Consider the following 23,330-nt stretch of genomic DNA (forward strand, 5'->3'; position numbering starts at 1 on the left):
CTCTCAGATGACCCCTTCCCGGATCGCGTAGGCCACCGCGTGCGACCGGTTCCGCAGCCTCAGCCGGTCGGTGACCGCGTAGATGACGTTCTTCACCGTTCGTTCCGAATAGGCGAGTTCGGCCGCGATCTCCTGGGTGTCGAACCCGTCGGCCATCAGGCGGAGGACTTCGATCTCCCGCGAGGAGAGCGCGGCGTCCGCCGGACCGTTCGGCGCGAGCATCTCCCGGTGGAGCCGCTCGGCCTGGTCGGCCAGCCTGCCGAGGAGATCCCGCGGTGGATCCACGGCGCTCGACGCGGCGGCACGGACGCTGTCGGCCACCCGGGAGTCGGTCATCGCCGACCTCGGCAGGATCGCGACCACCTTGCACATCACCGCCGCCGTGAGGCCGCCCTCCTCGATCCGGTCGGTCACCAGCACGATCGGCTTGCCGAACTCGGCGGCGACGGCACGCAACGCGGTGACCGCGTCGGCCGAAAGCCGGTCGAAAGCGGCGACGACGACATCGGTTTCGGCCCGTGCCCGGCTTTCGGTCACGACCAAGGACGCGCGTGTCCCGAGGAGATCGACCAGGCCGGCCTTCGTGATGGGGTCCAGGGCGCAGACACGCACCCGAACTGCTCGCATGTGTCCGTCTTCCGTCCACTGTGGATCTTCGGTTTGTCAAGGGCCGCAAGGACAAAAAGCGTTGCCCGCATACGCGAGCGGACCTCTTGTACGGTGGGAACCGGGTAGCGGCCCGCCTCTGGTGACCCCCACACTCGACGGCGGGCCGCTTCCTTTCCGCGCGGCTCGTGGCGATTCTCGCCCGCCGTGAACGACCCCGGCAACGCGTTCCGCCGTGTCCTGCTTCCCCCGCCAGCCGAGACTGGCCGAAGGGGCAAAATCGGCCTTGACCTGCGCTGACGCCACTTTGGCGCCATGTGGTGCCAAGTTGGCCTTGCGTTGGCGCCATCATGGTGCCATGATGGCATCATGGATTTGACGCCCTTTGTGGACAACGTTCGCCGGGAACTCGCCGTCGCCGCCGAGGCGGGGGGAGCCGAGGCGAGTGCGCTCGCCGAACGCCTGACCGCGCCGCTCGCGTCGGCCATTCGTCTCGCGCTGCTGGACGCGTTGTCCGCCGCGTCGGACGAGATCACCCGTGACCTCGCGCCGGGTTCGGTCGAGGTCCGGCTGCGTGCCGGGGAAGCCAGCTTCGCCGTCACGCTTCCCGCGGTCGACCAGGCCGCACCTGCCGCGCCCGCCCCGCCTGCCGCGCCGGAGCCGCCGGTGCCGGACGAGGAAGGGGCCACGGCCCGCATCAACTTCCGGCTCCCGGAAAACCTCAAGACACGCGTGGAGGAGGCCGCGGCCGCGCAAGGCCGTTCGGTCAACGCGTGGCTCGTGCGAGCCGCGTCCGCGGCGTTGCAGCCGTCGGAGTGGGCCACGCCGCCCGCTCCGACGAGCGGCCATCGCGGCGCTCAGCGCTACACCGGCTGGGTCAGCTAGACCTCCTAGACCAGCACAAACACCGAACACACCACCTCTGAGGGGACAACCATGCCTTCTTTCGCCACCCCGGAACCCATTCTCGCGGACCTCGATCCGGTCGTCGGCAACGTCCGGATCGTCGCCGGAGACCGCACCGACACGGTCGTCGAGGTCGCCCCGCTCGACAAGGACAACGACTCCGACGTCGACGCCGCGAAGCGCACCGTCGTCGAATTCTCCGGCGGCACCTTGACCGTCCGCGCGCCGAAGATGCGGCTGCTCGACTTCTCCAGGCGGACGAGGTCGATCGACGTGACCATCGAACTGCCCGCCGGCTCCCGGGTGCAGGGGAGCACCGGCCTCGGCGACCTGACCGCGACCGGGCGGATCGGCGCCTGCCGCTACAAATCCGGCACCGGGCACATCCGGCTGGACCGGGCCGGTGAGCTGAAACTGCACACAGCGTCGGGGAACATCGTCGTCGAGCACGCCGAAGGCAACGCCGACATCAGTACGAGCTCCGGCCGCGTGCACGTCGGCGTGATCGAGGGCACCGCGGTGGTCAAGAACTCCAACGGGGCCACCACCATCGGGGCCGCCACCGGCTCGATCCGCCTCCGCTCGGCCAACGGCGACATCACCGTCGACAAGGCCGAAAGCGGCGTCGAAGCCAAGACCGCCAACGGTTCCGTCCGCGTGCTCGACGCGGCCAGGGGCACGCTCACCCTCGAAACATCGCTGGGGGACGTCGAGATCGGCATCCGTGAGGGCAGCGCCGCCTGGCTCGACGTGAACACCGGCTTCGGCCGCGTCGTCAACGACATGACCGCCGCCACCGCGCCCGGCGAGACGACCGACAAGGTCGAAGTCCACGCCGGCACTTCCGTCGGCGACATCCTCGTCCACCGTTCCTGAAGGGAATCCTCATGCGAAACCCGGCCATTTCCGCGACCGGACTGCGCAAGTCCTACGGCGACAAGGTCGTCCTGGACGGTATCGACCTGCATGTCCCGGCGGGCACTGTTTTCTCGTTGCTCGGCCCCAACGGCGCGGGCAAGACCACCACGGTCAACATTCTGTCCACTTTGGTCACTCCGGACGCCGGTGCGGCGACCATCGCCGGAGCCGATCTGGCCACCGACCCGGACGGTGTCCGTGCCTCGATCGGGCTCACCGGACAGTTCTCCGCGGTGGACAATCTGCTCACCGGTGAGGAGAACCTGTTCCTGATGGCGGATCTGCACCATCTGCCGCGCCGCGAGGGCCGCAGGCGGGCCGCCGAACTCCTGGAACGCTTCGAGCTGACCGATGCCGCGAAGAAGACGCCGTCCACCTTCTCGGGTGGCATGCGCCGCAAACTCGACCTGGCGATGACCCTGATCGGCGACCCCAAGGTCATCTTCCTCGACGAACCGACCACCGGCCTCGACCCGCGCAGCCGCCGCACGATGTGGCAGATCATCCGCGACCTCGTCGACGGCGGTGTGACGATCTTCCTCACCACGCAGTACCTGGAGGAGGCGGATCAGCTCGCCGACCGGGTCGCCGTACTCGACGGCGGCCGGATCGTCGCACTCGGCACGCCCGACGAACTGAAGCGGCGCGTGCCCGGCGGGCACATGCAACTGAAGTTCCCCGACGCGGTCTCGTTGCGTGACGCGACGCGTGTGCTTCGAGTGTCCACTTCGGACGACGAAGCTCTGGCGCTCCGCGTGCCGACCGACGGCACCGTCGCCGCCCTGCGCGCCGTCCTGGACCGGCTCGACGACGAGGCCGTCGCCGTCGACAGCCTGACCGTGCACACGCCGGACCTCGACGACGTGTTCCTCAGCCTCACCGGTCACCGGACCGAAGCGACCAAGGAGATGGCCCGATGAGCACCCTTTCCCTTTCGGTGCGTGACTCGACGACCATGCTGCGCCGCAACATCCGGCATATGCAACGGTATCCGTCGCTCACCATCATGCTGATCGGCCAGCCGATCGTGTTCCTGCTGCTGTTCGTCTACGTTTTCGGCGGCACGCTCGGGAACGGTCTCGGCGGCGGAGGCGGCAGAGCCGAATACGTCGGCTACGTCACGCCCGCCATCCTGCTCGTCACCGTGTGCAGCGCCGCTCTCGGCACCGCGATCTCAGTGGCGACGGACATGACCGAGGGCATCATCGCGCGGTTCCGCACGATGGCGATCAGCAAGGCGTCGGTACTGACCGGGCACGTCGTCGGCGCGCTCATCCAGACGGCGTTCGCGCTCGCCGTGGTCTTCGGGGTCACGCTGCTCATCGGGTTCTCCCCGACGGCGGGTGTCGGCGAATGGTTCGCCGTCGTCGGCGTGCTGTTGCTGCTGACCATCGCGCTCACCTGGCTTTCGGTGGCGCTGGGCCTGGCGGCCAAGAGCGTGGAAACGGCGAGCAACACGCCCATGATCTTCATGTTGCTGCCGTTCCTCGGCAGCGGCTTCGTGCCCACGGATTCGATGCCCGCTTGGCTGCGCTGGTTCGCCGACTACCAGCCGTTCACTCCGGTCATCGAGACCATTCGCGGCCTGCTGCTCGGGACTCCGATCGGCAATAGCGGCTGGCTCGCGATCGGCTGGTGCGTTGTGCTCTCGGTGGTCGGGTATGTGTGGTCGAAGTCCTTGTTCGCCAAGGAACGCGATCGCTGATCTTGGGGTTGATACTGGGGGTCGCCCCGGGCCGGGTTTCTTCGGTCCGGGGCGCTTGGTTTACGCATTTAGTCGACTAAATGCGAGTCGCTTAGGGTGATTCGACGTTGGCGCCTGTTTCACCCTTCAGTGTTGTCGGTGCACGTTGGCTTGTTGCTTAAAATTACGAACACATGTTCGACGGGTTTGCGGTATTATTGAGGGGTGTCCGAGACCTTCCTTCCCGAACTGCCGCAGGAGCTGTGGCGCGCCGGCAAGCTGGAGCTTGCCCATGGCGTGCAGCAGTTCTTGCAGGTGATTCGCATGGCCACTGCCGGGTTGGGGCAGTTTCTGGCGGAGATCGAGAATCGTGGCGTCAAAGACTTGTACGGGCATGGCAGTACGGCGAGCTGGTTCGCGGAGATGGCGGGCTTGTCGCGCGGCGAAGCGGGCGCGGTGGTGAAGCGGGCTCTCGCCTTGAACCCCACCCGGGCCTTGGATGGCACCGAGGTTCCGCCTGTTGCTCCCTGCACTGCCGCGGTTGCCGCGGAGGGGTTGGTCGGGGATGAGCGGATCGATCAGATCCTGGAGATCTTGAAACGGCTCCCTGCCGACACGTCTGCTGAGGATCGGGCGGCCGCGGAGAAGATCCTCGCGAACCTCGCCCCGAACGCCGGACCCCGGCAACTCTCCAAGGCTGAGGCGAAACTGATGGGTTGGCTCAACCCCGACGGCAACGAGCCGAAGGATCCTGAGCCCAAGGAGCCGCGCCGGGAAATCACCCTGGAACGCCGGAAAGACGGCTTCTGGAAACTCACCGGCCTCCTCGACGACGAGACCGGCGCCCGCACCGCCGCCGCGCTGGAGGCACACGCCCAGCCACGCCCGGTCGACGAATTCGGGCAGGCGGATCTGCGGATGAAGTGCGAACGCATGGGAGACGCCTGGGCCGAACTTCTCGACCTGGCGATCGCGTGCCCGGACCAGCCCGGAACCAGCGGCTACCGGACCCTCGTCCATGTCACGATCGGACTTGAGGAACTGAAGTCCGGTCTTGGGACCGCGTGCTTGGACTTCGTGGGGACGATGACCGCCCGCGAGGCGCGGCTGGCCGCCTGCGACTGCCTGATGTTGCCGGTCGTGATGAGCGGCTCGGGTGAACCCTTGGATATGGGGCGACTGAGACGGTTCGTCACGCCCGGCCAGAGACGCGCACTGAACCTCCGCGACGGTGGCTGCGCCTTCCCAGGATGTCATCGGAAGCCGAAGAACTGCCACGCTCATCATATTGAGCACTGGGCAGACGGCGGACCCACCGACCTCCGAAACCTCGTGCTGCTGTGCGGTTTTCATCATCGGCTGATTCACCACGGTGACTGGGAAGTACGCATGGCCGCCGATGGGTTACCGGAGTTCATCCCACCCCAATACCGGGATCCGCTCCGACATCCCCGGCGTAACACGCTGCATCACGTCTGAACCCCGAGGAGCCCGCCAGCCACCCAGGCGACGGGCCCCTCGTCATGCCCGGATCGATCACGCACGACCGTGTGGATTTCGGGTCATCCAACGCACCAAAATCCACACAGTCGGTCGCGAACGTCAGGACCTGCCGCAAGAAAAAGCCCCCCAGCGGGCTAGCCACCTCCAACCGCAGCCGGACGCCCCCGCACAACCCGGCTCCCTAACCTGAACCCGAGGAGTTTTCCTTCGACACAAGGGAGTTCGCGTTGCCAAGGAGAACAGCCGTCCTGGTGGCACTGCTCGTCACCGCCGCGTTGACACCGGCGACCGCCGCCGCGGCCCCGTCGATCACCTGGCACGGGTGCGCGACCGGTCCCGGCGACAGCGTGGGCGTCGAGCTGGACAAGGCGGGCGCGCAGTGCGCCGACGTCGCCGTGCCGGTCGACTACCGCCATCCGCACGGGCGCCGGATCACCCTCGCGTTGGCGCGGATGAAGGCCACCGATCCCGCGCGTCGCCGCGGCGTGGTGCTGCTCAATCCCGGAGGGCCGGGCGGTCCGGCGAGGGAACTCGTTCTGGCGGGCACGCTGATGCCGGAGATAGCCGCGCGGTACGACCTCGTCGGCATGGATCCCCGGTTCGTCGGGCGCAGTTCGCCGCTGCGGCGCGACTGGAAGACCGACACGTTCACCCGCTCGGCCGGGCCCGACCTGAAGACGTTCGGCGAGAGCGTGGCCCTCGCGAAAGAGCTGGCGCGCGGTTGTGCGGGCAACGACCCCGCGTTGTTGCGGGCAGCGTCGACCCGCAACACCGCACGGGACATGGACCTGGTCCGCGAAGCACTCGGCGAGCGGAAGATCTCCTACATCGGCGCCTCCTACGGGACCTACCTCGGCGCGGTGTACCTCCAGATGTTCGGCTCGCGGGCCGACCGGTTCGTGCTCGACTCGGCGGTGGATCCCGAGGCGTACGGGCCCGGCCTGCTCCGCCCGACCGCGCCCTCGCTCGACGCCGCGCTGCGGAACTGGGCACGGACCGCCCAAGGCCTGGGAGAGACCGCCGACCAGGTCCTGGCGACCGTGCGGGACATCGCGCGCTCGGCCGAGCGGAGGCCGTTCGCGGTCGGGAAGTACACAGTGGACGGTCACACGGTGCCGTATGTGTTCTTCGCGCACCTCTATGACGACCGGCCCGCTGCGCAGGCCGAGTTCACCGCCACCGTGAGGACTCTCCGCGCCGCCGCGGCCGGTCTGCCCACCACGCCGTCGCCCGCGTTGAGCGCGCTTCTCGACGGCTTGACGACGGGGTCCGGTTCCGCGACCGACCGGGCCGGGACACCGGTCGTCTGTGCCGATCGCGCGGCCGACCGCGAGCCGGTGACCTACTACCGGGACATCCAGGAGCATCGCGCCGCCGAGCCCCTCTTCGGCCCGCTGGCCCGCAACATCACCCCGTGCGCGTTCTGGCCGGTGGCTCCCGCCGAACCCGCCACCCGGATCCGCAACACCGCGCCGGCGCTGCTCCTCGGCTCGACCGGCGACCCGGCGACACCCTACGCGGGACAGCTCGCCATGCGCAGGGCGCTCGCCGGATCGAGCCTGGTGACGGTGGAAGGCGCCTACCGCCACTCCGTCTTCTTGAAGGGTGACGCGTGTGTCGACACGGCGGTGCGGGACTACCTGCTGAGCGGACGGCTCCCCGCCGATCGGACCTGCCGCCCGTGACACCGGATCAGCAGGCGAAATCGTGCCGCGTCCCGCGCACCAGGAACTCCGTCGCGAGGTCGTTCGCACATTTGTTGTCCTTGAACAGGTACGCCAGATGACCGCCTTGGTCGACGGTGACCATCCTGGCGCGCTCGCCGAAGGCCGCCCGCAGCTTCCGTGCCCCCGCCAGCGGTGTCGCCGGGTCGCGGAGGTTCTGCACGATCAGCACGTTCGACGGGCCACGATCGGTGATCTTCACCGGCGGTTCGATCGGTTCGGACGGCCAGAAAGCGCATGGCGTGACGTTCGCCGCCGCCGCGCCGAACAGCGGGTGCCGGAACCGGTCGATCGCGACGTTGCGCCGATAAGTGCCGACGTCCTCGGGCCAGTCGGAGTCGTTGCAGATCACGTGCAGCTGGCTCGCGATGTAGTTGTCCGACGGATAGCCCGCGACGGCCGAAGCCGGCACGGGTTTCCCGGTGTCGAGCGCGCGCCACGTCTCGGCCAGATGCGGCAGGCTCTTGTCGTAGTAGAGATCGGCGAACGTGACGTGGCGGAACACCTGGCCGTTGTAGCCGTCCGGACTCGGCGTCCTGTCCAGCCGCGCGGCCAGCTCGAAGTACTTCGCCGTCACCTGGGCCGGGGTCCTGCCCAAGCCGTACTCGGGCTTCGAAGCGGCGAACTTGGCGAAGTCCGGGAAGCGGTCTTCGACGCCCTGGCCGAACAGCCGCGAGAAGGCCGCGTCCCAGCCGCCGGGGCCGGTCGCGCTGTCGATCAGGAACCGGTCACTGCGCTCGGGGAACAGCGAGGTGTACACCGAGCCGAGGTAGGTGCCGTACGAGATGCCGAAGTAGTTCACCTTCCGCTCGCCGAGCGCCTCGCGCACGCGGTCCATGTCGCGGGCGGTGTTGGCGGTGGTCATGTACGGAAGGAGCGGCGCGGTGGCGGAGGAACCGCATTTCGCGGCGACGGCGGCGACCCGCTGGGCCTCGGTCGTGACGTCGGCCGAGTCCCGGGCGTACCTCGGGATGTTGGTCGGATGCTCGGCGGGTGACAGTCCGCAGGTCACCGGAGTGCTGTTGTGGACACCTCGCGGGTCCATCCCGATGACGTCGTAACCGTCCAGCACCTCCTGCGGGATGTTCAGCTTCTTGAGGGTGGCGGGATAGGCGAGCCCTTCGCCGCCGGGGCCACCGGTGTTGGTCAGCAGCACACCGCGGCGCTTCTCCGGCCGCGCGCTCGCCAGGCGCGAGATCGCGATCTCGATGGTCTTCCCGTCCGGGTTCCGGTAGTCCAGCGGGACCTGGATGGTGCCGCATTCCAGACCGAGGCCGGCCGCCTCTTTAGGGCACGGTCCCCATTTCGGCGGTGGTGCCGCCGACGCGATCGCCGGAGTCGCCGTGGTCACCAGGGCGGCGACGAGGACGAGAACGAGTTTCGCTCCACTTCGGACGGTCATCGGCGCGGCTCCCAGCGGAAGAGCCGCGTGGCGAGCACGACGGCGACGACGACCCAAGCGAGGGTCGGGGCGAGCAGGAGCAGCGAATCGGTGAGAGCCACGCCGCCGTTCCAGGCGTTGACGGCGAGTTCGGTGGCCGAACCACCGGGCAGCAGCCGCTTGAGCAGCGTCAGCTCGCCGGTCCCGGAGATGCCGACCCAGCTGGCCACGGCGATCACGCCGAGGCTGACCGGCAGGGTGGTCACCTGCGCGTGTTCGGGGGAGTTGGTCAGACCCGCGGTGGCCAGGCCGAGGCCGATCATCATGGCGACGCTGGCCAGCACCGCCGCCACCAGCAGGCCGACGTTGGCGGGCGTGTCCGTGACCACGCCCAGCACGGTCATGATCACGGCCACCTGGACGAGGGAGATGACGGTGACCGGCAGCACCAGCCCGGCCAGGATGGACGCGTCGCCGGCCGCGGTGGAGCGCAGTCGCTTCAGGAACAGGTTCTGCCGTCGCGAGGCCAGCGTGGTCACCGCGCTGGTGTAGAGACCGAACGCGCAGACGGTGAACATCACGATCGCCGCGATGTAGCCGAGACTGCCGATCTCGGCGAAGACCTCGTGCTGGTAGACGAAGAACGCGGAGATCGCGAGGGGCATCACGAAGCTGGTGATCAGGACCGACCGGTTCCGGAAGATCTGGATCAATTCGCTGCGGGCTATCGAGAGCATGACAACTCAGTCCTTCAGTCGTTTTCGATGGCGCGGAAGACGTCGTCGAGCCGGGTCGGTCCGGCTTCGAGGTCAGGTAGCTCGATCGCGTGATCCTGGGCCCACCGGAGCAGGGTGTGCAGGTCCTTCTGCAGCCCGAAGGTCTCGATGACGAACTTCCCGTCGTGCTCGCGTTTGCCCTGCACCGGCAGCGCCGGGGCCGACGGCGGAAGCGAGAACCGGATCACCGACGGCAGCGTCCGCGTCAGTTCGGCGACCGTGCCCTCCCGGTGGAACGTGCCCCGGTGCATCAGGCCGATGCGGTCGGCGCGCTGCTGTGCCTCTTCCAGGTAGTGCGTGGTGAGCACGATCGTCGAGCCGTCCTCACGCAGATTGTCGACCGCGTCCCACAGCGCGTCCCGCGACTGGATGTCCAGGCCGGTGGTGGGCTCGTCCAGGAACACCAACCGCGGCGAGCCGTACACCGCGGTCGCGAAATCGAGCCGCCGCTTCTCGCCGCCGGAAAGCTGTGACACCTTCGTGTCCGCCTTGCGGGTCAGGTCCACGATGCCGAGCACGCGTTCGAGCCGGTCCGTGCGCCGGGTCAGGGCCCCGATCAGGCGAATCGATTCCTTCACCGTCAGATCCGGTGAGAAACCGCTCTCCTGCAACATGACCCCCATCTCAGGGCGGACGGCGGCGCGGTCCCGCGGGCTCTTCCCGAGCACCCGGACGGTGCCCGACGTCGGATTCCGGTGTCCTTCCAGGGTTTCCAAGGTCGAGGTCTTCCCGGCCCCGTTCGTGCCCAGCAGGGCGTAGAACTCGCCTTGCCGGACCTGGAAGGACAGATCCTTCACGGCGTGGAAGTCGCCGTATTTCACGTTCAGACGGTCAACGTCGATCGCTGTCATACCTCGATCCCACCCGCCGGGACGCGGCCCGGCCAGTGCGGCCACGTCACGAGGAAACCATGACGTGGTGTCACTGTCGTCCCGCCGACGGAGCGCCGATACTGGACTCATGTCTGATGTGGACACCGAGCCGGCGAAGGGGCAGCTGCGCAAGCTGAACCTCACGATGTTCGTCCCGCTGCTCGTCGTCGGCGGGGTGATCGTGGTCGCCTCGGACTCGCGGACCTGGTGGCACGCGGTGGTCCTGAGCGTGGGGGTGCTGGCGGCCTTGGTCGCCTTCGTGCGCTGGGCGGCGGGCGAGGTCCTGCGGGTCGCGATCCCGTGCCTGGTGATCACGGCGGCCGTGTGGCCGTTTTCGGTGCTGCTCGTCGGCGGCAGTTCGGCGTTCTTCGGCGTCTTCCTCGTCGGCTCGCTGGTCGTCCCGCAATTGCCACGGCATCGGATCGCGGCGGCAGTCGCGCTCGTCGTCTACATCGCCGCGGTGGGCGCGTCGAGACTGCTGGTCTCGCATGAGGATGTTTCCGGTGAGCTGGTCAGTTTCGTGTTCGTGCCCGCCGCGATCACCGCCGTCGTGCTAGGCCTGATGTTCCCCAACAAGCGGTTCTACGACGTCGTCAAGGAACTCGAGGAGTCGCGCGAGCGGGAAGCGGAGCTGGCGGTGATCAGGGAACGCGTCCGGTTCGCGAGCGATCTGCACGACATCCAGGGCCACACGCTGCACGTGGTGAAGCTCAAGACCGCGCTGGCCAGGAAGCTGGTGGACATCGACGCCGAGCGGGCCAAACAGGAGCTGGGGGAGATCCACGCGCTCGTGGCCGACACGATCACCCAGACGAAGGAACTCGCCTACGCCCAGCGCCGGCTCAACCTCTCCGCCGAACTGGAGAACGCGAGGAACCTCTTCGAGGCAGCGGGGATCCGCGTGCGCGTCGACCGGGAGGCGGACGTCGATCCGGCGGCGGGCAGGCTGCTCGGCCAGGTCCTGCGCGAGACCACGACCAACATCCTGCGCCACGCGCAGGCGACCCGCGTGCGGATCACCCTGTCGGAATGGAGCATCAGTATCGTCAACGACGGCGCCCAGCGAACGCCGCTGCCCGAACTCCGCGGGCTGGCCGCGCTCGAACAACGCGTCGTCGCCGACGGCGGGGAGCTGACGGTGGAACAGGAAGACGGCCGGTTCGTGACGGCGGCGTCCTTCCCGGCCCTGGAGGAACGATGACCACGGTGGTGCTCGCCGACGACGAAGCCCTGCTGCGCAAGGCGATGGCCGCGTTGCTCCCGCTCGAAGGCGAGATCACCGTCCTGGCCGAGGCGGAGAACGGCGAAGAAGCCGTCGAGGCCACCTTGCGGCACGAGCCCGACGTCCTCGTCATCGATCTCGAAATGCCCGGCGTGGACGGGCTCGGCGCGGTCGCGGAGATCCGGCGCACCAGGCCGGAACAGGTCATCCTCATGCTGACCCGGCACGCGAAACCGGGTGTGCTCCGCAAGGCCCTCAAACTCGGCGTGCAGGGCTTCGTCAGCAAGGCCGCCGACCCGTCGCACATCACGTTCGTCATCGACACGCTGCACCAGGGCAAACGCTGGATCGACCCGGACGTCTCCGCGCTCGCCGTCGTCGACGACTGTCCGCTCACCGAGCGGGAGCTGGAGGTGTTGCGGGTGACCGGCGAGGGCTATTCGGTCGCCGAGATCGCCGGACGGCTCCACCTCGCGCAGGGCACCGTGCGCAACTATCTCTCGAACGCCATGCAGAAGACCCAGACGCAGACCCGGCACGAGGCCGCCAGGTACGCCCGGGAACACGACTGGCTTTAACGCGCCCGCACGTGCGCGCGTTCGCCCTGCGGCCCGAACAGGACGAGGGTTTCGACGGCGTGCCCGTCGGCCGAGCCGAGCCAATGCGGCAGCGCGGTGTCGAATTCGGCGGCCTCGCCCGGCGGGAGGACCAGGTCACGGTCGCCGACCACCAGCCGCAACCGTCCATTGAGGACATACACCCATTCGTAGCCGCCGTGGGTCTTCGGCGTGGGCTCCGCCGGCGTGTCCCGGCCGGGGATGAGCATCTTGAACGCCTGCACCCCGCCCGCGCGCCGGGTGAGCGGCAGGAACGTCATACCGTGGCGGTGAATCGGCTGGAGATGGATCCGCGGATCACCCGTCCGGGGAGCGCCGACGAGATCGTCGAGCGGTACGCCGTGCACCCGGGCGAGCGGGAGCAGCAGTTCGAGCGTCGGCCGCCGCCCGCCGCTTTCCAAGCGTGACAAGGTGCTTTCCGAGATCCCGGTCGCCGCCGACAGCTCGGCGAGGGTCAGGCCGCGGTGTTTGCGCAGCGCGCGCAGCCGGGGGCCGACCGCGTCGAGCACCTCGTCCGTCTCGTCCATGCCCTCGATCTTGCCAGGTCGGCAAGTTTTCGTGCCAAACCGGCGGCAGGGCGGCGAAGGTGGCGATCATGATCGATGGCGCCACCGGGCGCTGGAACGGAGATCCCCATGTTCCACCGAGCCGCCGCGTTCGTCGCGGCCCTCGTCCTGCTGACGGCCTGTGGTTCACCCCCGGCCGCCGCCGCCCCGCCCCCTGGCTTCCGGCACGAGTTCGCCGACGTCGACGGGGTGAAGATGCATTACGTCACCGGCGGCGAGGGCGCCCCGCTCGTGCTGCTGCACGGCTGGCCGCAGACCTGGTACGGCTGGCGCCGGGTCATGCCCGCGCTGGCCGAACACTTCACGGTGTACGCCCTCGACCTGCCCGGTCTCGGCGACAGCGACGGCTCGCCACCCAGCTACGACAAGGCGACCCTCGCGCGTTACGTGCACGGCCTCGTCGCCGGACGGCTGGGCCTGCGCGACGCCCGGATCGCCGGTCACGACCTCGGCGCCGCCGTCGCCTTCCAGTACGCCGCGCAATTCCCCGGCGATCTCACCAAACTCGCCTATCTCGATCTGCCGCTGCCGGGGCCCGCGCTCGACGCGACGGCCTACCGGAACCTGAGCTGGCATATCGCGTTCCACTCGCAGAAGACGGTTCCCGAAGCCGTCGTGGGCGACGACGTGCGCGAGTACCTGTCCCTGTTCTATCCCCAGGTCGCCTACTCGGGGACGGCCTTCGGCGGCCCCGGCGCGCCGCCGCCGTTCGACGACGCGGAGATCGACGAGTACGCCCGCACCTACACCAAGCCGGAGGTCCTGCACGGTGGCTTCGAGCTCTACCGGACGCTCGGACAGGACGCGACCGCGAACGCCGGCGCGAAACCCATCAGCACCCCGACTCTGCTGATGACCGCCGAGGGACTGCTCGAACCGCAGAAGGCCACTTTGGCGCCCCGCGTCGCGAACCTGGCCCGGGCGGTCGAGGTGCCGAAGGCGGGACATTGGCTCGCCGAGGAGAATCCGGCGTTCGTGAGCGCCGAGCTGATCGGTTTCCTGAAGTAGTTGCCCAAGATCGAGAACCTTTGCGATGCTTCGCGCATGTCCACGCTGGAAGTGCTCAACCATCCGTTCCGCGAGCAGTTCGAGGCCTTCCTCGACGAGCACCGCCGTGTTCTCGACGAGTCCTTGGAAGGGTTGACCGAGGAGCAGGCCCGCCGCTCGCTCGTCCCGTCCCGCACGACCCTGCTCGGCCTGGTGAAGCACGCGACCTTCGTGGAAAAGGTGTGGTTCGTCGAAGGCATCACCTGCCGCCCGCGGACCGAGCTCGGCCTCCCCGAGACGCCCGACGAATCGTTCATCCTCACCGAGGAGGACACGATCGCCTCCGTGCGGCAGGCGTACCGCGAAGCCTGCGAGGTGTCCCGCGAGGCGGCGGCCGCCCTCGATCTGGACGACCTGCTCCACGGGAACCGGCGCGGCCCGCTCCCGCTGCGCTGGGTGTACCTGCACATGCTGCGGGAGCTCGCCCAGCACGGCGGCCACGCGGACATCCTGCGCGAGCAGATCCTGAGTTCCTAGCGAACGACGATGCCGGGGAGCGGTGGCTCCCCGGCATCGTCGTTTCGTTCGTCAGGAACGGGTCAGCGTGACGCCGTACTTGTTCGCCGCGTCCACGACGGGCTGGTAGTAGGAGTACGAACCGGTGGCGTTGGCACCCTGGTTCCAGCCGCAGTCGTGGCCGTCGGCGGGGCCGCCGGAGGTCATGCCCTGCGCGGTGTTGCCCGCGATGTAGGCGCCGCCGCTGTCACCGCCCTCGGTGCAGACGGTCGACTTCGCGAGCCCGGTGGTGGCGACGCTTTCGCCGCTGTAGCGCACGGTCTGGTTGTACGCGGTGATCTTGCCGCAGGTCCAGCCGGTGGTGTTGCCCGCCTTGCACAGCGTGGTGCCGACCGGCGCCTTCGAGCTGCCGGTGATCCGCACCGTGGTGCCCATACGGGTGTCCACGTAGCCGCGGCCGGTGTCCTCGGCGTCGATGTCCATCAGGCCCATGTCGGCCGACGGGAACTGGGTGGCCACGCCGCGGCCGATGTGGACGCCGCTGCGGTTCAGGATGTCCGGGTTGCCTTCGACGCAGTGTCCGGCGGTGAGCAGCACGTTGTTGCCGCTGCTGGTGGTGCCGGGGAAGCCGAGCGAGCAGTTGGTGCCGGGAACGAGGTCCATGATCTGGCCGGGGATGACGTCGGCCTGCGTGGTGTTCCCGTTGGCGACCCCGGTCTGGACCGCGACACCCGGGATGGCGGTGAGCCGGCGGACGAGGGCGCTGTCGGCACCCGGCTGCACGGTGACGACGACCTGGTCGGCCGCGAGTTCCGGACCCCAGGACTGGACCTGGGTGACGTCCTTGCCGATCACCGTGCCGACCTTGGCGGACAGGGCGTTCAGCGCGTTCTCGCCGCGGGCGCCGGTGCGCGGGGTCAGCCCGGCCGAACGAAGCTCCTTCGCGGAACCGGCGTCGGCGTTCACCACGAGGGCGCCCGCGTTGTCGAAGTACGCGCCGTCGGTGTGGAGGCCACGATTTCTGACGTTGTCCAGCGAGGCGATCAGATTCTTCTCGTGGTCCAGCTTCTGGGCGGCCTGAAGGGGGCTGACCTTGAGCTGGGCGGCGAGCGTCTCGAGCATCGTCTGGTCGTAGGCGGTGACCGGCGCGGCGGTCGCCGGGACGGCGAGCGCGCCGATTCCGGCACAGACGCTGAACAGGGTGAGCATGACGGGTCCGCGAATTCGCATGCGAATTTCCTTCGATAAGGAGGGAACGACGAACCGCCGGAATATGTTCGGAAAGCGCAGGGGACCGGGCGGTTCATCTCGACGTGACGCACAGTACGAGCGGCCGCACGGCATGTCGTAGCGCCGAAAGTAGGATCCGTGATCACGGACCTACTTTCGTATGCGGAAAACGCGAATTGCCTGCGTATTCAATTGCGTGGGAGTGTCATTGTCCCAAAAGTGTCAGCGAGGTAGGCGTCCAGCGCGGCGGCACCGGAGAGCAGGGCGCGTCCTCTCGTCGCGAGCCGGGCGTGCCAGTCGCGCAGCGTCGACTCGAGCGGAACGACGCCGCCCGCCGAGCGGACCTGGTCGAGCACCGGCGCGATCCGCTCCAGGAGATAGCCGCCCCGCCTGAGCTGATGGGTCAGCTTCGCGTCGCGTACGTCGGCCGCGTTGTAGACGCGGTAACCCGTCCTCGGATCGCGTTCGGGGCGGAGGAGGCCCGCGCGCTCCCACTCGCGCAAGGTGGCGGGCCGGACGCCGAGTTTCCGGGACAGCGGGCCGACGAACAGGTCGCCCCGCTCCTGCGGCACGGGTTCGAGATCGCGGAGCGCGGCCGTGACGGCCTGGAGGGTGCGGCGGTCGTCGAGCAGTTGCGCGTGGCTTTCGTCGATGAGCCGGAGCGCCTCCTCGACCTGGTTCTGATTGACCGCCCGCATGATCGACGCCGCCGTCGCGTGGCCGTGCCCCGGCACGAGGGCGAGGAACGCGCGCAGGGCTTGCGCGTGCACTGGCGTGTACGTGCGATAGCCCTGCGGGCCGCGTTCGGCGGTGGGGAGGATGCCGTCCGCCTCGTAATTGCGGACCGCCTGAGCGGACAGGCCGTGCTCGCGCGCGAGGTCGACCGGCCTGAGCCGCTCACGGGTTCGAAGGTTCCGGCCCACCGCCCCACGATATTCGGTCTACCGGTCGCGCGAGGACTCCGCCCGCCGCTCGTAACGGGCGCGAGCCAGCCGATAAGCCGTCTCGAGCAGCTCGCGGGTGGCCGTTTCGGTGTTCGACGCCGGGTTCACGACCGCCAGCCAGCCCGCGTTCCCGTACACGGGATGGGCGATCAGGGTGTCGGCGTCGGCGGGGTTCCGGCCGAGACCGCGGGCGAACTCCTTCTTGCCGGCGTGGATGTTCACGCGGAACGTGTCCGGGCGGTCCAGTTGCGAGGTCTCGTCGCCGGGGTAGTTCTTGGTCACGATCGTCGCGAAGGGCTGGACGTTGGTCGGGACGACGCCGTCGGGGGAGTAGTAGAAGAACGCGTCGCCCCAGCTGAGCTCCGGCCATTCGTCACCCGGCCCCGGGGTGAGGGTCAGGACGCCGTCGAGGCCCGAGACGAGGCCGATGATCTCTTCGATGGTCATGTGCTCAAGCGTGGCATTAAAGTGCTTGTGGAGGGTTCGAGCGCGTTTTAGGCGGAGCGAAGGTGCCAAGTCTCAAATCGATGCGCACGGCGGAGGTCGCCCGCCAGGCGGGGTACTCCGTCCAGCAGGTGCGCAACCTCGAACGTGACGGCGTGCTCCCGTCGGCGTCGAGGACGGCTTCGGGTTACCGGAGCTACGGCGAGATCCACCTCCGGTCCGCGCTGGCCTACCGCGCGCTCGCCGCCGCGGTGGGGCCGGTCGAGGCCAAGAAGATCGTCCGCGCCGTGCACCGGGATCCGCTCCCCGAGGTCCTCGCGCTCCTGGACGCGGCCCACGCCGGACTCGATGCCGAACGCGCGGATCTCCGGGACGCCAGGGAAGCGGTCCGGGTGATCTCCGGGGAACCGATCGCAGACGTGCGCGGCTCGGACTCGATGAGCGTCTCCGAACTCGCGTCGGCGCTCGGCGTGCGCCCGTCGACCCTGCGGCACTGGGACACGGAACGGCTCGTCGTGCCCAGCCGCGATCAGCGGGGGATGCGGCGGTACACGCCGTCCCAGGTGCGGGACGCGCGGATCGTGCATCAGCTGCGGCTGGCCGGCTACCGCGTCGCGCCCCTGCGCGCGCTGATGCCGGAACTGCGGCGATCCAGGCGGCTGGAGGATGTCGCTTCCGCGCTTTCCGTCAGGGACGCCGGGATCACGGCTCGCTCGCGGGCGCTTTTCGACGGCACGGCCGCGCTTTCCCTCCTCGTGAGTGGCAAGGACGGTTATTGAGCGGTAAGGCAAAGGTGGCGTGTTGAGGGGTGGGTGACCGGGATGAAGGCTCCCTTCACCGCATTGGACGCGGCGAAGGGAGCCTTCGCCCCACCACCGACCACGACACTTTTGCCCCACCCCTCACTAGAACCGTCCTCGCCACTCACGAGGGCCGGACTCAGGCGCGGGGAGTCCGCTCCCGCAGGGTCGTGAGCGCCTTGTCGGCGTGGACGTCGAATTTCAGCTCGCTCTTGATCACCGCGAGGATCCGGCGATCGGTGTCGATCACGAAGGTGTGCCGCTTGGCGTGCAGCGGGCTGAACCGGCGCCAGACACCGAAGAGTCTGGCCACTTCCCCATCCACATCGGACAGGAGTGGGTAGTCGAAGCCGTGCAGGGTGGAGAATTCCCGCTGCTTGGTGATCCCGTCCGGGCTGATCCCGACGCGGTGGGCGCCGACCTCGCGGAACTCCCCGGCCAGGTCGCGGAAGTGGCAGCTCTCGGCGGTGCAGCCCCCGGTCATCGCGGCGGGGTAGAAGAACAGCACGACCGGGCCGGTGGACAGGAACTCCGACAGCGTGCGGTCCTGGCCGGCGTCGTCGGGCAGGGTGAAGTCCGGGGCGAGGTCTCCTTGATCCATGCCCGGTATTCGGAGCCGAGGGCGCACCGGATCGGTCTCGGCGCGAGCTCGATCCGTGAAATGGATATCGTCGCGGCATGTCTTCTCGCAAAGTGGGAACCCGGCGCGCCTTCGACGCGGCCGCCGCCGACTTCGCCGCGCTCGGGCGGTATCTGTGGGAGCCGATCGGCGCGGCCACGGTGGCCGCCGCCGGGCTCGCCGAGGGAGACCGTGTCCTCGACGCCTGCTGCGGCACCGGGGCTTCGGCGATTCCGGCGGCGCACGCGGTCGGTGCCGAGGGGGTGGTGGACGCCATCGACCTCTCCGGTCCGATGATCGGCGAGTTGCGCCGTCTTTCGGCCGGCTTGCCGCAGTTGCGCGCGCACGAAGCCGACGCGACGGCGTGGGACACCGGCGGCTACGACGTCGTGCAGTCCGCGCTCGGCATCTTCTTCTTCCCCGACATGACGGACGGGACCGAGCGGCTGATCGCCAGGGCCCGCTCCGGCGGCCGGGTCGTGTTCACGATCTGGCGCGGCGGGTCCATGGTGGCCGCGGGCCGTCATCTCGGCCGCGCGGTCGCGGCGGTGACCGAGTCCGGGCCGCCGTCGGAGCGCGAACCGAGCCTGATCGATCGCATCGATCAGGCCGGCCCTTATGCCGATTGGCTTTCCGAGCGGAATCTGTCCGATGTGGACGTCACGGTCAACGAACTGCGGCTGACCATGACGCCGGAGATCGCCTGGCTGGTCGTCGTCGGCTCCGGGTTCCGGGGACTGCTCGACGGCCTGGAGCCCGACGTCGTCGAGCGCGTGCGCGAGCGCTATCTCGAGTCCTTGCGCGCCGACGGAGTGACCGAACTCGACGCCACCACCCTGATCGGCTCCGGCACCGTCCACTGACGGCCACGGCCCTTTCGGTGTACAGTCGTTCACTCAAACCGGGGTGAACGGCGGGACACGGGTGCGATCAGACAACGACTCCTCTGTTCGGGGCCGCGGGCAGGGGCCGTTCGGCTCCTGGCTGCTGGGCCCGCTCGACCAGGACCCGGCCGTGTTGCGCCGTCGCGTCCAAGGGCTGCTCACCGGGACGCTGATCGCGACCAACGTCATCGGCGCGCTGGTCGTGGTCGGGCTGGCGGCCCTGCTCATGCCCGCTCCCGGCATGTCCGGTGACCTCATCCGGGTGACCGCGATCGCGGTACCGGTCTACGTGGTCTCCGCCGTGGTGGTGGGTGCGCTGTGGGGCACCCGCGGTGCGCTGCGGACGTTGCGGTGGGCGGCCGAGGGCCGGACGCCCACCGAAGAAGAGCGCGTGTCGAGCCTTCGGGTCCCGCTGCGCCTGACGCTGGTCCAGGCGGTGTTGTGGGGAATCGCGACCGTGGTGTTCGGCGTGCTGGCCGCGCTGGTGCAGCCGCGGGTCGTGCTCACCGAACTGCTCGTCGTCGCGTTCGCGGGGGTGGTCGTCTGCGCGATCGCCTACCTGGCCGGGGAATTCATCCTGCGGCCGTACGCGGCGCTGGCGTTGTCCGGCACCTTGCCGTCGCGGCCGCTCAGCGGCGGCGTGAACCTGCGGATGCTGCTGTTCTGGTGCCTCGGCACCGGGGTGCCGGTGGCGGGACTGGTGGTCACGGCGGTGCTGGCGTGGGCGCGCGGCGACGTGTCGACGACGAAGCTCGCCATCTCGGTGATCGCCCTCGGGCTGGTGGTGCTGGTCTTCGGGCTGCTGGTGACGGTGTTCACCGCGCGCGCCGTGGTGAACCCGATCCGGTCGGTGCAGCACGCGCTGGGCCGGGTCCGTGCCGGTGACTTCACCGTGGGGATCCCGGTCTACGACGGTACCGAACTCGGCCTGCTGCAAGCGGGTTTCAACGGGATGGCCGCCGGCCTGGCCGAACGCGAACGTCTGCGGGACCTCTTCGGCAGGCATGTCGGCGAGGACGTCGCGAGCGAGGCGATGCGCACGTCGGCCGAACTCGGTGGCACGGTGCGGACGGTGTCGGTGCTGTTCGTCGACCTGATCGGCTCGACCGCGCTGGCCGCGAGCCGTCCGCCCGAGGAGGTCGTCGGCCTGCTCAACCGGTTCTTCGCGGTGGTGGTCGACGAGGTCGACCGCAACCACGGGCTGGTCAACAAGTTCGTCGGCGATGCCGCGCTCGCCATCTTCGGCGCGCCGGTACGGCTGGAGGACCACGCGACCCTCGCGCTTTCCGCCGGCCGGGCGATCGCGCGCAGGCTGGCCGCGGAGGTGCCGGAATGCCCGGCCGGGATCGGCGTGGCGACGGGTGAGGTGGTCGCCGGGAACGTCGGCGACCCGCGGCGGTTCGAGTACACGGTGATCGGCGATCCGGTGAACGAAGCGGCCCGGCTCACCGAGCTGGCGAAGAACGTCGAAGCCCGGCTGCTCGCTTCGTGGACGGCGATCGAGTCGGCCGCCGAAGCCGAGGCCGCGCAGTGGAAGGCGACGGAGGACGTCACCTTGCGGGGCCGGTCCCGGCCCACCACGCTCGCGACACCCGTGGCGGATTCACAGCCTTTGTGAAGGCGTCGTGAATCTTGCGCGGCGGCTCGTACTCCGCCGGTGGCGGACCGTGAACGATCACAGGTCCTCCTTCGCACCTGGTGAGGGCGTTGTTCCCGAAGCCGGGGCGGCGCACGGTGATCTCCCCATCCCCGTGTCGAAGGAGACATCTGTGAAGAGCCTTTCGAGGGCCGCGCTGGCGACCGGAGCCGCCGTCTTCGCGCTGAGCATGCTGCCCGCCACCGCGTTGGCGCAGTCCGGCGACGGGGACCGGCCCAGCGGCCTGATCAAGACGCAGACCCACACCCAGGTGCGGGAGATCGCGCCGGTGGCCGGGACCGCGATGACGGTCGCCGCGACGGCCGCGTCCAAGCAGCTGAACTACACCCAGCAGGTGCAGCAGTACGACCAATGGTGCTGGGCCGCGGACGGTTCCAGCATCGAGCGTTCGATGGGCGGCGCCGCGACCCAGGCCCAGTTCTGCGCCGCGGGCAAGGGAACCTCTGCCGGGTACTGCCCGAATCAGCCCGCCCAGATCTACGAGATCGTCCGCGGGTTCCGCGGCACCGGCTTCTCCGCGCAGGACGCGGGCGGCCCGATCGGTTTCAGCTCGGTCGTCAGCCAGATCGACGCCGGGATCCTGAACCTGACGGGTATCTACTGGACCTCCGGCGGTGGCCACGCCGAGGTGATCTACGGCTACGACTCGGCGAACCAGTCGATCATGGTCGGCGACCCGTGGCCCACCTACCAGCGCTACCAGACCTGGAACTACAACCAGTACCGCAGCAACGCCCAGTTCCGCTGGAACGACACCATCGTCAACATCCGGAAGGGCTGAGGCGCGGATATGACCACGATCTGCCGGAAGTTCGCCGGTTGTCTCGCGGTGGCCGTCGCGACGCTGCTGCCCGCCACGCTGCCCGCCTCGGCGAGCGAAGGAGTCGTCCAGCCCTCGGACGGCGACCTCGCGGCGGCCGTGCGTGTCGCCGGGCAGCCGGACGCGATCGGACTCGCGAGATCGAACTTCCGGCAGGTCGCCCACATCGAACCGCGGCGGATCACCATGGGGGAGAAGGGAATCCCCGTCTACACCCTCAACCCCGACTTCGTCAGGGGCGTCGAGGGCGCACCGGCGGGCGTGCTCAGATCCGTCGCCGTGACGGCCACCGCGGATTCCGGGCAGAAGGCCACGCTGCAGGCGATGCCCGAGGGGCCGGGGAAGTGGATCGCCGCGAGCGTGTTCTCCGGAAACGACGAAGAAACCTTGAGCGCGCGGTTGAAGCCCGGTGCGGTCCTGCTCAACGAGCCCCAGATCAACGGCTGGTACGAACTGGGGCCCGACGGTGTGGTGCTGCTGCAGGCGAGCCTGCCGCAGACGCCGGTGGGGAAGTTCGTCCCGCTTTCCGACTATCAGCGGGAAGTGCACGGCCGCTACGCCGACAAGCTGCCGGGATCGGACTACCAGCGCGGCGGCGGGATCGGCTTCACCCAGGCCACGCCTCCACCCGCCGACACCGGAATTCCGGCCGGGATCGTGGCCGGCCTGATCACCGCCGGGGTCGCCGGAGTGGGTGTCGTGCTGGTCGTGGTGTGGCGGCGGCGCCGGCTCACTCCCAGATGAGATCGATCCCCGCGATGCCGACGTCGAGTTCCTCGAAGTAGGCACTGACCGTGGCACCCGGACCGGGATGCAGCGGCTCGCTGACCACGGGGGCGAGTTCTTCGCGCTCCCGCACGGTTTTGACGCACCGCGCGGGGAGCGCGCCGCCGTCGAAACGCATGCGGAGCAGGTACGCCGACATGCGCGAGCGCACCGTCCGGTGGAAGCAGGTCGAACGGACCGACGCGGCCAGCCGCAAAGTGAACGCGAAGGTGTGCGTTTCCCCTTCGGCCAGGCCGCGATCGAAGAGGAGCTCGAACACCATCCCCGGCGACGTGGCGCTTCGGCGCACTCTGCCTCTTCGGCAGCCGTCGGTGGCGAAGACCGTCGTGGCCTCCATGTCCGTGCCGGGCTCGTCCTGATGGGTCACCACGAAACCGTCCGCGCCGGGCTCCCGCGCCCGCACCACCATGGTCGAGGTGATCTCCGAGATCCGCCCTTCGCCGGACATGGTCAGCACGTCGACGACGGTCACGACGTCGAGCTTCGCGTTGCCCTCGGTGCCGGGCGACGCGCTCAGCTCGTCCAGCAGTGAACAGGTCTCGGCCCAGCTTTGCCGCAGTTCGGCCACCGAGGGCCTGCGGTCGTCGCCGGGTGACCGCCGCTGAGGGCCGATCAGGACGATGAGGCTGTCCGGCGGCAGGCCCAGCACCGCTTCGAGCGCGCGGACGACGTCGAGCGAGCGAGGTGTCGAGGGATGCCGGAGCCCGCGCTGCCAGTAGCTCAAGGTCGATTCGGCCACGGAAACGCCCCGGGCCGCCAGATGCGCGCGGATACGCGACAGCGAAAGGCCGCGATGCTCCACCGCCTCGGAAAGCGCGCGATGGAACGAGCCGGATCTGACCTCGCGTTCCTGGTACATGGGCACCCC

The 23,330-nt window shown here is 69.1% G+C and carries 25 protein-coding genes; 15 read left to right on the forward strand and 10 right to left on the reverse strand.

The annotated features are described in order from the left end of the window. Positions 1–3 precede the first annotated feature (3 nt). Positions 4–627, reverse strand: a complete 624-nt coding sequence (locus AORI_RS56190; RefSeq protein ID WP_043848045.1) for a helix-turn-helix transcriptional regulator — start codon at positions 625–627, stop codon at positions 4–6. A 348-nt stretch (positions 628–975) separates the two neighbouring features. Here AORI_RS56190 and AORI_RS56195 point away from each other — a divergent pair, with 348 nt between their 5' ends. The 6 genes from AORI_RS56195 to AORI_RS56220 all read left to right on the forward strand — a co-directional run bounded on the left by AORI_RS56195 (position 976) and on the right by AORI_RS56220 (position 7,302). Beyond that, positions 976–1,491: an Arc family DNA-binding protein gene (locus AORI_RS56195; protein WP_043848046.1), complete on the forward strand. Its 516-nt coding sequence runs from the start codon at positions 976–978 to the stop codon at positions 1,489–1,491. Positions 1,492–1,542: 51 nt separating this feature from the next. After that, positions 1,543–2,388, forward strand: a complete 846-nt coding sequence (locus AORI_RS56200) for a DUF4097 family beta strand repeat-containing protein (protein ID WP_016333397.1) — start codon at positions 1,543–1,545, stop codon at positions 2,386–2,388. 11 nt (positions 2,389–2,399) lie between these two features. After that, positions 2,400–3,350, forward strand: coding sequence for a daunorubicin resistance protein DrrA family ABC transporter ATP-binding protein (locus tag AORI_RS56205; RefSeq protein ID WP_016333398.1), 951 nt, complete (start codon positions 2,400–2,402; stop codon positions 3,348–3,350). Beyond that, positions 3,347–4,135 (forward strand): ABC transporter permease, encoded by a 789-nt coding sequence (locus tag AORI_RS56210; RefSeq protein WP_016333399.1) that lies wholly within the window; start codon positions 3,347–3,349, stop codon positions 4,133–4,135. Before AORI_RS56205 ends, AORI_RS56210 begins: the two co-directional genes overlap by 4 nt. 204 nt (positions 4,136–4,339) lie before the next feature. Further along, a complete protein-coding gene (locus AORI_RS56215; RefSeq protein WP_016333400.1) occupies positions 4,340–5,593 on the forward strand; it encodes an HNH endonuclease signature motif containing protein in 1,254 nt (417 codons plus the stop codon). A gap of 251 nt (positions 5,594–5,844) precedes the next feature. Continuing rightward, positions 5,845–7,302 carry an alpha/beta hydrolase gene (locus AORI_RS56220; RefSeq protein WP_043848047.1) on the forward strand — a complete coding sequence of 486 codons (1,458 nt, stop codon included), beginning with the start codon at positions 5,845–5,847 and terminating at the stop codon, positions 7,300–7,302. A 7-nt stretch (positions 7,303–7,309) separates the two neighbouring features. On the opposite strand, the gene AORI_RS56225 is transcribed toward AORI_RS56220, so the two are convergent. From AORI_RS56225 to AORI_RS56235, 3 genes are read right to left on the reverse strand one after another with little or no spacing between them, the layout of a single operon-like run. Then, positions 7,310–8,743 carry an alpha/beta hydrolase gene (locus tag AORI_RS56225; protein ID WP_016333402.1) on the reverse strand — a complete coding sequence of 478 codons (1,434 nt, stop codon included), beginning with the start codon at positions 8,741–8,743 and terminating at the stop codon, positions 7,310–7,312. Next, positions 8,740–9,459: an ABC transporter permease gene (locus AORI_RS56230; RefSeq protein ID WP_016333403.1), complete on the reverse strand. Its 720-nt coding sequence runs from the start codon at positions 9,457–9,459 to the stop codon at positions 8,740–8,742. Before AORI_RS56230 ends, AORI_RS56225 begins: the two co-directional genes overlap by 4 nt. A 14-nt stretch (positions 9,460–9,473) precedes the next feature. Beyond that, a complete protein-coding gene (locus AORI_RS56235) occupies positions 9,474–10,349 on the reverse strand; it encodes an ABC transporter ATP-binding protein (protein ID WP_016333404.1) in 876 nt (291 codons plus the stop codon). 118 nt (positions 10,350–10,467) lie between these two features. Here AORI_RS56235 and AORI_RS56240 point away from each other — a divergent pair, with 118 nt between their 5' ends. Next, positions 10,468–11,571 (forward strand): sensor histidine kinase, encoded by a 1,104-nt coding sequence (locus tag AORI_RS56240; RefSeq protein WP_016333405.1) that lies wholly within the window; start codon positions 10,468–10,470, stop codon positions 11,569–11,571. Beyond that, positions 11,568–12,170 carry a response regulator transcription factor gene (locus AORI_RS56245; protein WP_016333406.1) on the forward strand — a complete coding sequence of 201 codons (603 nt, stop codon included), beginning with the start codon at positions 11,568–11,570 and terminating at the stop codon, positions 12,168–12,170. The genes AORI_RS56240 and AORI_RS56245 overlap by 4 nt, the downstream gene beginning before the upstream one ends. Here the strand turns inward: AORI_RS56245 and AORI_RS56250 are convergent. Further along, entirely contained in the window at positions 12,167–12,736 is a 570-nt protein-coding gene (locus AORI_RS56250; RefSeq protein WP_016333407.1) for a helix-turn-helix domain-containing protein, read from the reverse strand. The genes AORI_RS56245 and AORI_RS56250 overlap by 4 nt on opposite strands. A 108-nt stretch (positions 12,737–12,844) precedes the next feature. On the opposite strand from AORI_RS56250, the gene AORI_RS56255 reads away from it, so the two are divergent. Together AORI_RS56255 and AORI_RS56260 are read left to right on the forward strand one after the other, a co-directional pair. Further along, positions 12,845–13,783, forward strand: a complete 939-nt coding sequence (locus AORI_RS56255) for an alpha/beta fold hydrolase (protein ID WP_016333408.1) — start codon at positions 12,845–12,847, stop codon at positions 13,781–13,783. A gap of 36 nt (positions 13,784–13,819) precedes the next feature. Then, entirely contained in the window at positions 13,820–14,299 is a 480-nt protein-coding gene (locus AORI_RS56260; protein WP_016333409.1) for a DinB family protein, read from the forward strand. 51 nt (positions 14,300–14,350) lie between these two features. On the opposite strand, the gene AORI_RS56265 is transcribed toward AORI_RS56260, so the two are convergent. The 3 genes from AORI_RS56265 to AORI_RS56275 form a co-directional block, all read right to left on the reverse strand. After that, complete coding sequence (locus AORI_RS56265; protein WP_016333410.1) at positions 14,351–15,508, reverse strand: S1 family peptidase; 1,158 nt, start codon at positions 15,506–15,508, stop codon at positions 14,351–14,353. Positions 15,509–15,696: 188 nt separating this feature from the next. Continuing rightward, positions 15,697–16,431, reverse strand: coding sequence for a TioE family transcriptional regulator (locus tag AORI_RS56270; RefSeq protein ID WP_016333411.1), 735 nt, complete (start codon positions 16,429–16,431; stop codon positions 15,697–15,699). A gap of 18 nt (positions 16,432–16,449) precedes the next feature. Beyond that, positions 16,450–16,899 (reverse strand): DUF6194 family protein, encoded by a 450-nt coding sequence (locus AORI_RS56275; protein ID WP_016333412.1) that lies wholly within the window; start codon positions 16,897–16,899, stop codon positions 16,450–16,452. An 80-nt stretch (positions 16,900–16,979) separates the two neighbouring features. On the opposite strand from AORI_RS56275, the gene AORI_RS56280 reads away from it, so the two are divergent. Beyond that, the gene (locus tag AORI_RS56280) at positions 16,980–17,675 is read left to right on the forward strand and encodes a MerR family transcriptional regulator (protein WP_016333413.1); all 696 of its coding nucleotides are present in this window, start codon (positions 16,980–16,982) and stop codon (positions 17,673–17,675) included. 160 nt (positions 17,676–17,835) lie between these two features. On the opposite strand, the gene AORI_RS56285 is transcribed toward AORI_RS56280, so the two are convergent. Further along, on the reverse strand, positions 17,836–18,297 hold the full coding sequence (locus AORI_RS56285; protein WP_016333414.1) for a peroxiredoxin: 462 nt from the start codon (positions 18,295–18,297) through the stop codon (positions 17,836–17,838). 77 nt (positions 18,298–18,374) lie between these two features. Between AORI_RS56285 and AORI_RS56290 the strand changes: the two genes are divergently transcribed. The 4 genes from AORI_RS56290 to AORI_RS56305 all read left to right on the forward strand — a co-directional run bounded on the left by AORI_RS56290 (position 18,375) and on the right by AORI_RS56305 (position 22,420). Then, a complete protein-coding gene (locus AORI_RS56290) occupies positions 18,375–19,178 on the forward strand; it encodes a class I SAM-dependent methyltransferase (RefSeq protein ID WP_043848049.1) in 804 nt (267 codons plus the stop codon). A gap of 61 nt (positions 19,179–19,239) precedes the next feature. Beyond that, on the forward strand, positions 19,240–20,817 hold the full coding sequence (locus tag AORI_RS56295; protein WP_016333416.1) for an adenylate/guanylate cyclase domain-containing protein: 1,578 nt from the start codon (positions 19,240–19,242) through the stop codon (positions 20,815–20,817). 151 nt (positions 20,818–20,968) lie between these two features. After that, positions 20,969–21,637, forward strand: a complete 669-nt coding sequence (locus AORI_RS56300) for a papain-like cysteine protease family protein (protein WP_016333417.1) — start codon at positions 20,969–20,971, stop codon at positions 21,635–21,637. A gap of 9 nt (positions 21,638–21,646) precedes the next feature. Beyond that, positions 21,647–22,420 carry a hypothetical protein gene (locus AORI_RS56305; RefSeq protein WP_016333418.1) on the forward strand — a complete coding sequence of 258 codons (774 nt, stop codon included), beginning with the start codon at positions 21,647–21,649 and terminating at the stop codon, positions 22,418–22,420. Here AORI_RS56305 and AORI_RS56310 read toward each other — a convergent pair. Beyond that, positions 22,407–23,321, reverse strand: a complete 915-nt coding sequence (locus AORI_RS56310; protein ID WP_016333419.1) for a helix-turn-helix domain-containing protein — start codon at positions 23,319–23,321, stop codon at positions 22,407–22,409. The two genes, AORI_RS56305 and AORI_RS56310, sit on opposite strands and share 14 nt — an antisense overlap. Positions 23,322–23,330: the final 9 nt, after the last annotated feature.

Source organism: Amycolatopsis keratiniphila (genome assembly GCF_000400635.2).
Classification (GTDB): Bacteria; Actinomycetota; Actinomycetes; order Mycobacteriales; family Pseudonocardiaceae; genus Amycolatopsis; species Amycolatopsis keratiniphila.